Source organism: Chromatocurvus halotolerans (genome assembly GCF_004340525.1).
Classification (GTDB): Bacteria; Pseudomonadota; Gammaproteobacteria; order Pseudomonadales; family Halieaceae; genus Chromatocurvus; species Chromatocurvus halotolerans.
The window spans coordinates 155,420-169,370 of the sequence record NZ_SLWX01000002.1; the positions used below are offsets into that span (position 1 = coordinate 155,420).

The window sequence follows — 13,951 nt, forward strand, 5'->3', positions numbered from 1 at the left end:
ATTCGAGCGGGTTGAATGCGTGGTTGCGTAATTCTAGTGGTTTCCGCGCCGGAATGGTGGTCTCAGCCATCAGTGAAAGCCGGAGCCGCCCCGTAATCCCAGGCAAGGATCGAAATCACCATGATGCTGACCAGCACCACCATGGCAATGGCCAGCACGGCGCTGGAGAACAGGAAGCCGCGCTCCTCCGGGATTTTCATCATGATGGGGATGCCAAGATACATGAGGTAGACGGACCAGCTGATGGCGACAACACCGATCAGCAGGTCGAGCCAGAGCGTGGGATAAAATCCCACGAGGCCAGTCACGAACAGCGGCGTCGCGGTCAGGCCCGCGATCACGATTCCCTTGGGCACGGTCGACTCCGCGCCGTAGGTTTGCGACATCCAGTGAATGAAGTAGCCGATGATGGCGACGCTGCCCACCATCACCAGGTAAAAAAGCAGGCTTATCTGGAAGGCACTCTCCGTTGTCAGGCGCACAACGTTACCTTGAAGCCCCGTGGTCCAGCCGACCTTGCTGGTGCCGAAATACCAGGCGATGGCGGGGAACAGCGCCAGAATGCATGGGTATAGCACGAGGACGTTGCGCGACTTTTCCGGAAGCTTTGCGACAATGCGCCATTGTGTGCTGGGTCTGAGCAGGAGACCGATGGTGTGCTGGATCATGTGTCGGGAATCCCCGTGGGTTTCAGGTTGCATAGTGTAGCGGCAACGTGCCGCCGTTTGTTGATGCAGGTCAAGTCTGCCGGGCAAGCCATTCGGTGTAGACCGGCCGCACCGTCTGGACGAATGTATACCACGAGCGGGACGCGCATGGGGTGATGCCGTCTATTCGCCGCTGGTAAGCTGTCTCAGGGCCGCTTCGTCGAGAATACGGATTTCACGGTTGCTCACGTCAACGATTTCTGACTTCTGCAGCCTCGTGAACACCCGGCTGACGGTTTCCACGGTGAGGCCGAGATAGTTGCCGATATCCACGCGGGACATGCTCAGGCGAAATTGCGTCGCACTGAGACGACGGCGGGCGTTGCGCATTGAGATGCTCAGAAGCAGCGCGGCGATGCGCGCATCCGCAGAGCTTTTGCTCAGCAGCGTAATCAACTGCTGGTCCTCGGTGATCTCCCGGCTCATGAGCTGGAAGAAATGCCGCTGTAACTGCGGCATGCTGGCGCTCAGCTTCTCCAGCGACGAGAACGGGATTTCGCAGACCGCCGAGGTTTCGAGCGCGCGTGCCGATGAAGCATGACGACTCTGGCTGATGCCATCCATGCCGACAATCTCTCCCGGAAAATAGAACCCGGTGACCTGCTCCCGACCGTCGTCAGTCATGCGGTAGGCCTTGAGCGTGCCCGACCGTACCGCGTAGACCGAGCCGAAGTCATCGCCCTGGCGATAAAGATGCCCACCTTTCTGCAGGGGACGCCCGCGCTGGATGATTCTGTCAAGCTCCTCGATATCGCGGGATTCCAGAGAAAAAGGTAGACAAATGCTGTTCAGACGACAGTCGCTGCAGTTGGCGGAAAACTCATGGCTGCAGGCCAGCGGCTCCTGGCGACTGACCTTGATCGGCGCTTGCGATGTCATGGAATGCACCCCGAAACTGAGGTGTAAACGCTATAGCGCTACTGCCCCGGAGTCAAGGTCTCTGCCGCTCCCCCCTCCCGGGGCGGCGATCCGGCCGTGCCTCACACGGTGGCGGAAAAACGGCCGCCCGACGCCACATCAGCGGCGAGATAACCATCAAAAGGCATGCAGATATTGCGCAGGAAGGGCCGGCCGGCGGGCTCTACCCGGAGTTCGGTGTCGCCCAGTGTCACCAGGCCGTCGCCTGCCAGCGGGGTGAGTGCGTCCAGCGCGTCGGCAAAATGGCGGTCAAAGTCGACGCCGAAGCGCGTGCCGGTGTCTGCCTTGTTCAGGTGCAGGTCACAGATAAGTGACATGATCACGTGGCGCCGCAGCCGGTCTTCGGCGTTCATTTCGTAACCGCGCCGCAGCGGTAGCTCGCCCTGGTCCACCAGACCGTAGTAACTGTCCAGCTGAGGTGCATTCTGCAGGTAGAAGTTGCCGATCTGGCTGATAGCGGACACGCCGAGGCCCAGGGTGTCTTCCGCCAGACGCAGCGAGTAGCCCTGGAAGTTGCGCTGCAGTCTGCCGCGGGACTGGGCCTGCGCCAGTTCGTCGTGGGGCAGCACAAAGTGATCCATGCCAATGTGCAGGTAGCCCGCGCTCTCCAGCGTTGATGCGATGAGCTCCGCCAGGCGCAGCTTGTCTTCCGGTGAGGGAAGGGCCAGCCGGTCAATCGCTCGCTGTGAGGAGAATCGCTCGGGCAGGTGGGCATAGTTGTAGCTGGCAATTCGGTCCGGGCGCAGCCGCAGCACATCCTCCAGCGACTCTTCCATGCTGTCGACGGTCTGGAAGGGCAGGCCGTAGATGAGATCGAAGCTGAGAGAGCGGAAGCCGTGCTCGCGCGCCGCATCCACCAGGGTGGCGACGCTCTCGGGTGTCTGTATCCGGTTGATCGCGCGCTGCACGCGTGGGTCGAAATCCTGGATACCGAGACTCAGTCGATTGAAGCCGAGCCCCTTGAGCAGGGCAATGGTCGACACATCGACCGTTCGCGGATCAATCTCGATGGCGTATTCCCGCTCAGCTGTGCTCTGGAGGGCGAAGTGCCGGGACAGTGCGTGCATCAGGCGGGTCATTTCACCGCTGTCGAGATAGGTTGGCGTGCCACCGCCCCAGTGCATCTGGGTGATGGGCCGCCGGTCGCCGACAATTTTTGACTGCATGGCGATCTCGAGCTCCAGGCGGTCGAGGTAATCACTGGCCACGCCGCGTCGGCGCGTTACCACTTTGTTGCAGGCGCAGTAATAGCAGATGTCGTTGCAGAACGGCACGTGAATATACAGCGACAGTGGGCGCGTGCCGGCATCCGTTTCCGCCTGCCAGTCGAGGTAGCGTTCCCTCGGGAAACTCTCGCTGAAGTGTGGCGCTGTCGGGTAGGACGTGTAGCGCGGCCCGCGGCAGGCGTACTTGCGCGCCAGTGCAATGTTCGCGTCGCCATGCGCTGGTTTTTCCTTCTGCGGGATCACAAGGGGCTGTGTGTGTTGCATGAGATATCACCGGCTGCTTATGTCTATGTTGTGTTCAGGCTAGCAGTGGTATTGGTTGTCCGCGTTGATTTACGTCAAGGAGGCGCGTCGTGGTCCTCTAGGTTTCGAGTGCCTCGAGTTCACGCGTGACTTCCGGCAGTTCCCGCGGCATCCCGACGCCCCATCCCTGAAGGTAGTCGATGCCCAGCTCGCGCAGGGGCTCGATGATATCCAGCGTCTCCACGCACTCGGCGATGGTTTCCTGACCCAGAAAATGCGCCAGGTCATTGATGGACCGGACCATGGCATGGTCGGTCCTGTTGGCGAGAATATCCCTGATGAAGGTGCCGTCTATCTTGACGTAGTCCACCGGCAGTTCGCGCAGGTAGCTGTAGCTGGCCAGGCCGGTGCCGAAGTCGTCGAGCGAGAATTTGCAGCCGATATTGCGCAGGGTGCGGACGAAGTCGACCGCCTTGGTCAGATTCTCGATGGCACCGGTCTCGGTGATTTCGAAGCAGATCTTGCTGGTGCCGACACCGAATTCCGAGATCTGCTCCAGCACGTAATCGGTAAACGTGTCGTTGGTCAGGCTGCTCCCGGAGAGATTGATGGACAGCTGTGGCACGACCTTCTGCATGTCCATCAGGCTGGAAATCCACTCGCAGACCTTGCGCACCACCCAGCGGTCAACCAGGTTGATATAGCCGAAACGCTCGGCGGAGCGGATGAACTCCGTGGGCGACAGCAGGCTGCCGTTGTCCTGACGGATCGACAGCAGAATTTCATAGTGATGGGACGCCGGTCTGCTGCCGTCCATGGCGCTCTGCACGATCGGCTGGGCGCGCAGCACCAGGGTGTCGGTGGCGATGGCGTCTTCCAGCTGCCGCTGCGACTGCGTTTTTTCCCGCTGGTATGCAATCAGCTGCTGCTCGTCGACATCAAACTGAACGCAGCGGTCGCCGCCATGCTCCTTGGCAACGCGCCCGGCGTCCCGCGCCTGGCGCAGCACCTCGTCGGCGTCCACGGTTGACTGCAGGATTGGCGCGACGCCGATGGACGTGGTGAAAGAGACTTCCTCGCCAGCGACAGTGATGCTGCTGTCGCTGATATCGCTGCGCACCCGGTCGGCGAACACCATGGCTTCGTCAATGGCGCGATAGGCGAGAAGAATGCCGAAGGTATCGCCTTCAAGGCGGGCCGCGAGGGACCGTTTTTCATTCAGCTGGCTGAGCAGGCGGGCAAACTCCGCCAGCACCTGGTCGCCGTCCACTTCGTCGTAAACATCGTTCACCAGGTGAAAACTGTCGATATCCAGGTGCAGGAAGGCATGCGCGGCATCGTGTCGCTGGGCGTGGTGTACCGAGCGCTCAATCTGGCGCTTGAGCGATTCACCATTGATCAGGCGCGTGACGCGGTCACGGTTGCGCTTGAAGCTAAGGCGCTCCTGAGCGCCCGCCAAAGTTCCGTAGACGCTCTGGTTGAGCACCGACATTCGGTCGACGGAGCTGGGCGGCTTGAGTCCCTGACTCAGCTTGCGGGCCAGCCGGATGCGCGATATCTCCGCTACCTTCTGCCCCAGCTCGTTGACGAATGCGTAGCGCTCCCTGTCATCGCTGATCCATACCAGGCGCATGCGACGGCGGAATCCCTGCTTGTCGCGGTAGCTCATGATGGTGCCGATCTGCAGCTGCTCTACGCGCTTGACCCAGCGGTTGAGTCTTGGCAGCTGCTCCAGCCGCGCGCGGGAGATGCCGGTTTCTCCGGCTGATTCATGAACGGCGTAGGTTTCCAGCGGCACTTCACCGCGCAATATTTGCGACAGCTCTTCCAGCGTTTGCTCGTGACCGAGGTTGTCCGGTTGCGCCGATCGGATGTCTTCTTTCAGCCCTCGAACCGCGGGTGCCAGCTCGCGAAACGCGTCCGCGGGCTGGTCACCGCGCTCAACGCTGTTCAAGGCAGACAGGATTTTCTGCAGAGCTCCCACCTGATCCTGCCAGGCCTCGGACTCAACGCCCTCGCGCACGGCGATCTGGACCAGAAGATCGCGCCAGCCGGCATCCATGAGGTCGAGAAGAACCCGCGGCGCCGAGGGCGGCTTGATGAAGGTCCCCAGCAGCTGCTCGACGGACTGCTGGGCCTGCTGCAGTCGTTCCTGGCCTTCCATGGTGCTGACAACGCGCTCGATGTTCTTGCGAAGTGCGGTTTCCTGCTGCGTGACCAGTCTGTCAAGATTCTTCAGTGCGGTCTCGAAAACGCCTGCGTCACCGTCATAGCTCCCGGCAATGTCATCGACGATGGCCCGGACTTTTTTCTCCAGCACGCGATTCGGGAAATTCTCTGCGGTTGCCAGCTGCGACAGCTTGTCGAGCATCTGGTGCGCCGGATGTTCGGGGTCGGCAAAAAACCTTGGCTCCTGCAGCGATAGCCGCGCCAGCGGTATGCGCAGCTGGTCGAGAGTGGGCTTGACGTCGTCCGCCACGTCCACGCTGCCGCGAATGGTGCTGAAGACGTTGTCGATGAAGTCGAGGCGGTTGGAACTCTCTACCTGCAGTTTGCTGCCGGCAAGTGCAGGGAGCTGGCCGGAATGTTGCTCAAGCAGTTCGCGCAGGGACTGCGAGCTGCCAGCACTGCTTATCCAGTCGGGGTGCTGCTGTAACTGCAGCAGGGCCTGAATCACCGTTGCCGGTTCTGCCCGCGGCGCGTCAGTGGACTCCGCCGAGCTTTCAGCCTCGGCATCCGCAGATGAGCTGTCTTCGGCATGACGCGCCGACAGCGCATGCACGACGGCGTCATACATGGCATCGTGTTTCATGCGCGGCTGCACGGGACCCTGGGCCGCGGCGAAGTCTACCCCGCGGTCTGGGGTGATGGGATCGGTAGCTCGCCGCCCCTGGCGGCCGCGTCGCTCCACAGCGGGCCTTGCCGGCGCGTCTCCGCTGCCGCTTGCAGCATCCTTGCCGTCGGCTGCGCTGACCTGTGCGTCGCCGGAGTTTTCGTTGTCGTCATCTCTCTCCGGGCTCCTGCGCTTCTGCACCGGTCGCCGACTGCTGCTGTCCATGATGGAGCCGGTGTTGTAGAGCTCATCCTCCAATCCTGGCCGCAGCCCGTCGCTGGCCAGGCCGTTGTTGAGGCGGGCGTAGAATCCGCGGAGTTTATTTATCCATTCGCGGTGGAAGAACTTCAGGCTGTCCTGGATGACGGTAGGACTGAAGTCCAGCCGGTGCAGCGCGTCGCGAAAGCTGCGACACAGGTATGCCGGATGGAAGGGGGTTTTGACGCGCGCCGCTCCCAGGGCTAGCAGGTCACCAGTGCGCAGCGTCAGGCTTTCCAGGTCAACCCGGTACAGGTTTACCGCGTCGGTCGTAATGCGGTCGAGGGCCAGTTTTTCCTCCATCTCGCTGAGCCCGACCAGGTCGAGCTCACTGGCGTCCGTTTCTTCCAGAGCATCCTCGCCTCGTCTACTGCGGGGTTTTTCCGGCTGCGCAAGTTCGTCTGCCAGCTGCTCCAGCATTCCGGAAATAAAGGCCTTGTTGTTACGCTTCAGACTGTTCAGCGCGTCGTAGTGCTCATGGCGCCCGGAAATGCCATGCTGTGGCGAGGTAGACAGATCGAACAGGTGATCGCCGAGGCTCAGCGTGAATGCGCGCAGACTGTCACCGAGCAGAGCGATACCCTCGGCGTTGAATTTCTCGCGGTATCTCGCAGCGTCACCGGCTGTCAGGCGATGTTTTCCCAGCATCATTCCCAGCGCCCGGGCGCTGTCATCGTCCAGCCCCTCGGTCACCGTGACGTCCAGGCCATGGCCGAGACTGCCGTTGAAGACCACGGAAAGTCGCGCATCCGGTGTGCCGGCACCGCCGGGATGGAACACGGTGAGTGCCGCGACCTCGATATCGCGCCAGTTCTCCTGTACCGGGTGCTCGGCAAAGAACAGGAGCGCATGAATTCCCCTGACCGCCAGTTTTCCGCGGTAGACACCGCCGCCCGGCAGGTGCAGTTCGGCGCTGTGAGGCGCGTCGGGTAGGGCTTTTTTATCCATGCTCTCTGGGCATTGGCCGAGGGTATGCGTCGCGTCCGGTATAGCCGGGCACGATAGCGTGCGAGGCGCCTGCACACAAGTGATCAAGATGCCCCGTCCTTGAGCTATGCTTAGACAGAACAGCAGGAGCACGGGCCATCCATGTTTTCCGGGACTACTGACATTCTCGCCGTGCTCGGCCTGTACTTCTGTTTCATGCTCGGCATTGGTTTCTGGGCCCGGCGCAGCCACGATTCCGCCTCCGGCTATTTTCTGGCAGGGCGTCGCCTGCCCTTCTGGGTTGCAGCCTTCAGCATGAACGCCACGGGCGAAAGCGCCTGGCTGATCCTGGGGCTGTCTGGCGTTGCCTATCTCACGGGGGTGCAGGCGCTCTGGGTGGTAGCGGGCGAGGTGCTGGGAGTGGCGGGTGCGTGGCTGCTGGTAGCAAGGCGGCTCAACGCCGCATCCCGCGAGTCTGCCACGATTACCGTCCCCGACTTTCTCGGTCAGCGATTCCCGGCTCAGGGAAAGCCTGTTCGACTGCTCGCGGTGGCGATTATTCTGAGCATGGCCTGCGCCTATATCGCCGCGCAGATGCTTGCCACGGGCAAGGCCTTCAGCGTTTTTCTGGGTTGGGATTACGCCACCGGGGTCTGGGTCGGTGGACTCGTGACTGTCGCCTACACGGCGTTCGGCGGCTTCAAGGCCGTGGCCTACACCGACGCTGCCCAGGCCATGCTGATGCTATTTGCCCTTGTGGCGGTGCCTGCTGTCGGCATTCACGCCATCGGAGGTCTTGCCGCACTGGGGCAGGGGCTTGCTGACGCCGACGCCGCCCTGTTGCTGCCCTGGTCGCTCGAGGACGGCAGTCTGGTGGCGATGATTGTGATCGCCAGCGGGCTGGCCGTCGGGCTGCCTTTCCTCGGTGTGCCGCAGCTGCTCGTGCGTTTCATGGCGATTCGTGAAACGCGGGACGTGCCGAAAGCCGCAGGCATGTCCATCGTCGTTATTCTGCTGTTCGACCTCGGCGCGGTGGCGACAGGGCTGGTTGGGCGTGTTTTGTTCCCCGGGCTCGAGGATGCGGAAACCGTCATGCCGGAGCTGGCCCGATCCCTCTTTCCGCCGCTTGTTACCGGCATTCTGGTAGTCGCCGTACTGTCGGCAGTGATGTCCACGGTAAGTTCGCTGCTGAATCTCGCGTCCTCTGCCATTGTTCACGACCTCTATGGACAGTTTGCACGTCGCTCCGACGCCGCGAGGCGCGAGGCGGGTATCGGTGCCTGGGTCACCCTCGCTATCGGTATTGCGGGCTGCCTGATTGCCCTGCGCGGGGGTGGCGTGATCTTTTCACTGGTTCTCTTCGCCTGGAGCGGCCTCGGCGCTGCCTTCGGTCCGGTTGTTCTGTGCGTACTGCACTGGCGCGGTACCACGGGCCCGGGTGTCATCGCCGGCATGGTCACCGGGTTCGGCACCACGGTGCTGTGGGTCCTGCTGTTCAAGGAGGCCAGTCATGGGCTATATGAAATGGTTCCCGCGTTCATCGCCAGTCTGGCCATGACGATCGTGGTGAGTCGGCTGACGACTCGCGTGGACTCAAGCCCCGAGGCCTTACCCTCTGAGAGGGCGTAACCCGAAAATAAAACAAGGAGATAGACCCATGCACACCCTCAACAGACGTCGCTTTGCCCAGGGAATCGCCGCTGGCAGCCTGGGCGTTTTCGCCAGTCCACTGCTGGCCGCCGGCTTCTGGGGCAAGGCCGATATCGTGGTGCTCTGCGATACGCTTTACACTATGGACCCTGGCTACCCCAATGCCAGCGCCTTCGCGGTGCGCGGCAACCGGATTCTTGCGGTTGGCGCTGCGGAAGATATCCGGACCCTGGCAGGCCCAGCGACCGAGGTGATCGACGCGCGGGGACTCACCGTGACGCCGGGGTTCATTGATGCCCATAGCCACCCCCTCGGTGCAAACGAAGTCATCAGTGCCAATGTCGATGTTCGCAGCATCGCCGATATACAGGCCGCGCTGCGCAAACGCGCGGCGGATACGCCTGCGGGGCAGTGGATTCTGGGACACATGTACGACGACACCAAGCTCGCCGAAGGCCGGGCGCTGAATCGCGAGGATCTTGACGGCGTTTCCACGGCGCATCCGATATTCGTGAAACATCGGGGCGGTCACACCGGCGTCGTCAACAGCCGGGCGTTCGATCTCGCCGGCGTGACCGTCGAGACGCCCGATCCGGAAAGCGGCAAGTTTTACCGCGAGGGAGGAAGGCTGACCGGCAAGGTTGCCGAGCATGCCGTGGACGTGTTCGAGGCGGCGGGCGAATGGCCCGATGTTGACCGCGCCGGCCACGCCGAGAATGCCGCGCTGATGACCCGGCGCATGGCGGCATCCGGGCTCACCTCCACCACCGACGCCTGGGGCAGCGAGACCGGCTGGCGAGCCTATGATGATGCCTATCGCGCGGGCAGGCTGTCGCTGCGTGTCAGCTTCATGCCGGGCGGCAGGAACAGTATCTACACGGCGATGAAGGCGGCGGGGCTGCACTCGGGATTCGGCGACGCCATGCTGCGCGTGGGCGCGGTCAAATACGGTGCCGACGGCTCGGCCTCAGAGCGCACCATGGCGATGAGCACGCCCTATGAGGGTCGGCCCGACGACTTCGGCATCTTCACCATGAGCGTGGAGGAGATCAACGCGGCGGTGGATGACGCGGTGGCCCACGATTTCCGTATCGGCATTCATGCGAATGGCGATGTTGCCATCGACCGCGTGCTCAGCGCCTATGAGCGCGTGCTGGCCGACATGCCGGGGCGCACCCCGCGCTTTCGCATCGAACACTGCTCTCTGGTCACGCCGTCACTGCTCGACAGGATTCGCGACGCCGGCGTGGTACCAACGCCCTTCTATACCTACGCGCACTACCACGGCAACAAGTGGGGCGAGTACGGTGAAGAGAAGATGCGGAACATGTTCGCGCACCGCTCCTTCCTCGACCACGGCATCCCGGTTGCCCCCGCGTCGGATTTCACTCCCGGGCCCTACGAGCCGATGATGGCGCTGCAGAGCATGGTCACGCGCAAGGATTTTCAGGGCAGGGTCTGGGGGCCAAATCAGCGTATCAGCGTTGATGAGGCGATGCGCGTGTGCACCATGAACGGTGCCTATGCGTCCTTCGAGGAAGACCTGAAAGGCTCGATTACTCCGGGCAAGCTGGCGGATTTTGTGGTTCTGGGGGATGATCCCAACAGGGTGGATCCGGACCGGATCAAGGAAATTCCCATTCTGCGGACCGTGATGGACGGGCGGACGACCTTCGAGGCGTGAACAGGCGTGCCGCAGCCTTTGTTGGCGATTCTGCCGGTCGGCCCTTCCGGCCCGTCGGGCGGCCGTCCCGACCGCTTATTCGAGGGACACAACCTTGATCGAGCGGCCCCGGTCCGGTTGATAGCGGAACCGCCCGCGCACCGTCAGAGGCTCGCCCTCGCGACCCGTAAGGTCGCCCGGGAAATCCAGCTCCACGCGGTGGTAGGCGTCGTCCTCGATCCAGTAATGCAGCGGATCGGGATGCGATCGCAGCGTGCCGCTGACCACCACCTGGCGCCCAGCATAGTCGTCCTGTTGCGCGGCAAGCTGAGCCAGGGTGACATCGGCGGCGTTATCGCCGGTGCAGGCGATCAGGCTGAGCAGAGCGACAATGATGGCGGCGTGGCGCATGGTGAGAACTTCCCTGATGGTGTTTGTCTGCTGGGCTATCGGTGAGAGCGTCAACGGCAGGTGAGGGCTGCCCGTGACCGGGTGACCCACCGTGACCGCTGCAGTATGATTACACACAAGCCTGGTTGGCGGTAACCTCAGCCGGGAACAGGCAGGCATCGTCGATGCCGTCTACCGCCATGCTGGTATCAGGACAGTGAGCGTATGCCTTCCAGTCATTGCCATGTCTATCACCTTGTTCAGGCCAGACTGTGGGAGCAGGTTGCGGCGACCGAAGGTATTTATTTCCCACCGACTTACGAAACGGACGGCTTTGTTCACGGGACCGCTAACACGCAGAAGCTATTGAGCGTTGCCAATCATTTTTATCGCGATATTCCCGGCCGGTGGTGCTGTCTGCGCATGACCGTGGAGAGCCTGGGCCGCACCGGGGTAGAGACCGTTTTCGAAGGCACGGCGCCGGTGGGCGACATTCAGCCCGGGTTCGAGGGCGCCGGGGACGAGTTGTTTCCCCATATTTATGGCGGTATCCGGCCTGCGGCCGTGCTGCAGGTGCATGCCGTAACCCGAGCGGCCGATGGCACGTTTCTGGCGGTTGCCGGTGTCACTGACTGAGCCGAGCCGCGGCATGAGAGTGTTTGACAATGGTCCTATGCATGAATAGCTGCACCGCCGCCAGACGCTGGCTGCGTCTTCTTGTCCTCGCGCTCGTGGGCGCGCCGCTACTTGCGCTTGCGGCTCCTGGTGAACTGGTCGTCAGGGCACTGGACGCCGCATCCGGGCGCTCGCTTTCCGGTGTTCGAATCGAGGTCACCGATCGCGATGGACAGTCGGTCAGGGCCTTTTCCGACGATCGTGGCGAAGCGCGTTTCGGGAATCTTGAAGAGGGTTTCTATCGCGTTGAGGCGAGTGCGGAAGGGCGCGCCCTGACCCTCGAGCCGACCTTCCGGATTCTCGCCGGGCGCAGCGCGTCTCTGGAGATTCAGCTGCCCCGTCTGGAGCGGCTGGCGGACACGCCGCTCGAGGAAGTGCTGGTGGTCGCCCGTGCCCGGCAGGCAGATCGGCTCAGTGGCGTCAGTGCAAGCTTTCGCAATCGCGACGAGCTGCGCAATGCGGTCGGCGCCGGTCCTGACGTCATGCGCGCCCTGGATGGCCTGCCGGGGCTCGTGTCGGACGGCGCCTTTGCCGGCTTTACCGTGCGCGGACGAGGCCCGCGCAACAACCTGATATTCGTCGATGACTTTCCTCTCGACAAGGTGGTGCACTTCGACCAGACCATCGGCGAGGATGACGATATCGGCGGCGGTGGCCGCTTTTCCATCTTTGCGCCGAACTCGGTTGCCGGCGCTGAATTCTCGCCCGGCGGCTGGGGAGCGGCCTACGGTGGTCGCGCCGGCTCGCTGCTGCGCCTTGAGCTTGCCGAGGGCGGTCTGACGCCGGTCACCAGTCTGCGCCTGGATGTGGCCGGCGCCGAGTTCACCTACGACGGCCCCTCGGGTTTTGATGACGATACCTCGGTGTTCTTCACCGCGCGGCGCTTCGATTTCGGCAATCTGTTCGAACTCATCGGCCAGGACGCCATCGGCACGCCGAAGGTCACGGATATCATTCTCAAGACGTCGACCCAGCTTAGCGAACGGGACGAGCTGCAGTTCCTAGTGATTCATGCGCCGGAGGATTTCACCCGGGATCTTGACAACGTTGCCAATTCCGACGATTTCGACAACGTCAACCTGATTCGCTCAACGCAGGACCTGTCCCTGTTTGGCGTGACCTGGCGGCGCATGGTGGGCAACAGCGGTGAGTGGAGCAACCGCCTCTACCTGCGCAGTAGTGACAAGGATTCCACCCAGGGCGAGGCCTTTCCCGACCTCGCCAAGGATGGTGTCATTCCCGCCCGGGAAACTGTCTTCTCAATCCTTGAAAAGGAAGATGAGCTCGGCTGGCGCAGCGATTTCACCACCTTCAATCGCTTCGGCGAGTTTTCCGCGGGACTTCGTGTGGTTCGCATCGACGCTGATTTCGCGACGCAGCTCGACGGGCCCTGGATCCGCTATGTCTATGAGAGCGACGATCCGCGGCCGCCGGGGCAGCAGTACATTGTCTGGCAGCCCGAAAACATCGAAGCCCGCTTTGGCCGGGCGGGGACAAACCTCGCGGCCTATGTCGAGCAGAGTATCGAGCTGGACCGCTTCGAATTGCGCCCGGGCCTGCGCGTGGATCGGGATGCATTTTCCGAGGAAAGCTATCTTTCCCCACGCTTTTCCCTGGACTATTTGGCAACGCCGACCCTGCGTTTTTCCCTGACCAGCGGCCTGTTCCACGAGTCGCCCCGGTTTCTGACCCGCGCTGCGAACCCGGCCAATTTCGATCTGGCCAACGAGAAGATCGCCCACGTCAGTCTTGGGCTGGACTACACAATCAACGATGCCTGGAACGTCATCGCCGAGGTCTACCACCAGGATCTGGATGATCTTGTCGTCGACCAGAGCCGCGCCAACCGGCGTGCGCTGAATGCGGGAGACGGTACCAGCAGCGGCTTTGACCTCGTGCTGCAGCGGGCCTTCGACAATGGCTGGTCTGCCGATCTTACCTACTCCTACAACCGTGGGCGCCAGGACGACAACGATGGACGTGGCAGCTACACGCCGGATTTCAGCCGTGAACATTTTTTCTCCGTCGGCAGCCGCTGGGAGGTTACCGATCGGCTTCAGCTGGCGGCACGCTGGAAGTGGGGCAGCGGCCGTCCGGGAGATGCCTTCATCATCCACCAGAACGTCATGCCGGGGAGTGGACTTCTGCGCGCCTCGAAAGAGATCACTGAGCAGAATGCGACCACCCTGGGTGACTACCAGTCGCTGAACGTGCGCGTCGATTACCGGCGCCGATTCGGGCCCATGGACGTCGTGCTGTTCCTCGATGTCATCAATCTCTATGGCGCCGAGCGCGGTGCACCGCAGGATTTCAATCCCATCACCGGCCGTCAGATTGACGATGAGGCCAGTCCGTTTCCCCAGTTCGGGCTGATACTGGAGCGTGCCTGGTAAAGCCGAGGTAACGTGAATGGCTTCCCCTCGCCCGGTATTACCCGTACTGTAGAACTCGCAGCAGCCGC

At 62.3% G+C, this 13,951-nt stretch carries 9 protein-coding genes; 4 read left to right on the forward strand and 5 right to left on the reverse strand.

Features of this window, described 5'->3' with window-relative positions; translation table 11 throughout:
* Positions 1-62: 62 nt before the first annotated feature.
* From EV688_RS02895 to EV688_RS02910, 4 genes are all read right to left on the reverse strand, one after another.
* Positions 63-668, reverse strand: coding sequence for a Yip1 family protein (locus tag EV688_RS02895; RefSeq protein WP_117314571.1), 606 nt, complete (start codon positions 666-668; stop codon positions 63-65).
* Positions 669-830: 162 nt separating this feature from the next.
* Complete coding sequence (gene fnr / locus EV688_RS02900; RefSeq protein WP_117314572.1) at positions 831-1,586, reverse strand: fumarate/nitrate reduction transcriptional regulator Fnr; 756 nt, start codon at positions 1,584-1,586, stop codon at positions 831-833.
* Positions 1,587-1,687: 101 nt separating this feature from the next.
* Positions 1,688-3,115, reverse strand: a complete 1,428-nt coding sequence (gene hemN / locus EV688_RS02905; protein ID WP_117314573.1) for an oxygen-independent coproporphyrinogen III oxidase — start codon at positions 3,113-3,115, stop codon at positions 1,688-1,690.
* Positions 3,116-3,212: 97 nt separating this feature from the next.
* Positions 3,213-7,133, reverse strand: coding sequence for a DUF1631 family protein (locus tag EV688_RS02910; RefSeq protein ID WP_117314574.1), 3,921 nt, complete (start codon positions 7,131-7,133; stop codon positions 3,213-3,215).
* Positions 7,134-7,274: 141 nt separating this feature from the next.
* On the opposite strand from EV688_RS02910, the gene EV688_RS02915 reads away from it, so the two are divergent.
* Entirely contained in the window at positions 7,275-8,741 is a 1,467-nt protein-coding gene (locus EV688_RS02915) for a sodium/proline symporter (RefSeq protein WP_117314575.1), read from the forward strand.
* A gap of 28 nt (positions 8,742-8,769) precedes the next feature.
* Positions 8,770-10,446, forward strand: a complete 1,677-nt coding sequence (locus EV688_RS02920) for an amidohydrolase (RefSeq protein ID WP_117314576.1) — start codon at positions 8,770-8,772, stop codon at positions 10,444-10,446.
* Positions 10,447-10,521: 75 nt separating this feature from the next.
* On the opposite strand, the gene EV688_RS02925 is transcribed toward EV688_RS02920, so the two are convergent.
* Positions 10,522-10,926 carry a hypothetical protein gene (locus tag EV688_RS02925; RefSeq protein WP_131917534.1) on the reverse strand — a complete coding sequence of 135 codons (405 nt, stop codon included), beginning with the start codon at positions 10,924-10,926 and terminating at the stop codon, positions 10,522-10,524.
* 114 nt (positions 10,927-11,040) lie between these two features.
* Here EV688_RS02925 and EV688_RS02930 point away from each other — a divergent pair, with 114 nt between their 5' ends.
* Both EV688_RS02930 and EV688_RS02935 read left to right on the forward strand, forming a co-directional pair.
* Complete coding sequence (locus EV688_RS02930) at positions 11,041-11,451, forward strand: DUF952 domain-containing protein (protein ID WP_117314578.1); 411 nt, start codon at positions 11,041-11,043, stop codon at positions 11,449-11,451.
* Between the two features lie 41 nt (positions 11,452-11,492).
* Positions 11,493-13,883: a TonB-dependent receptor gene (locus EV688_RS02935; RefSeq protein WP_162883760.1), complete on the forward strand. Its 2,391-nt coding sequence runs from the start codon at positions 11,493-11,495 to the stop codon at positions 13,881-13,883.
* Positions 13,884-13,951 lie beyond the last annotated feature (68 nt).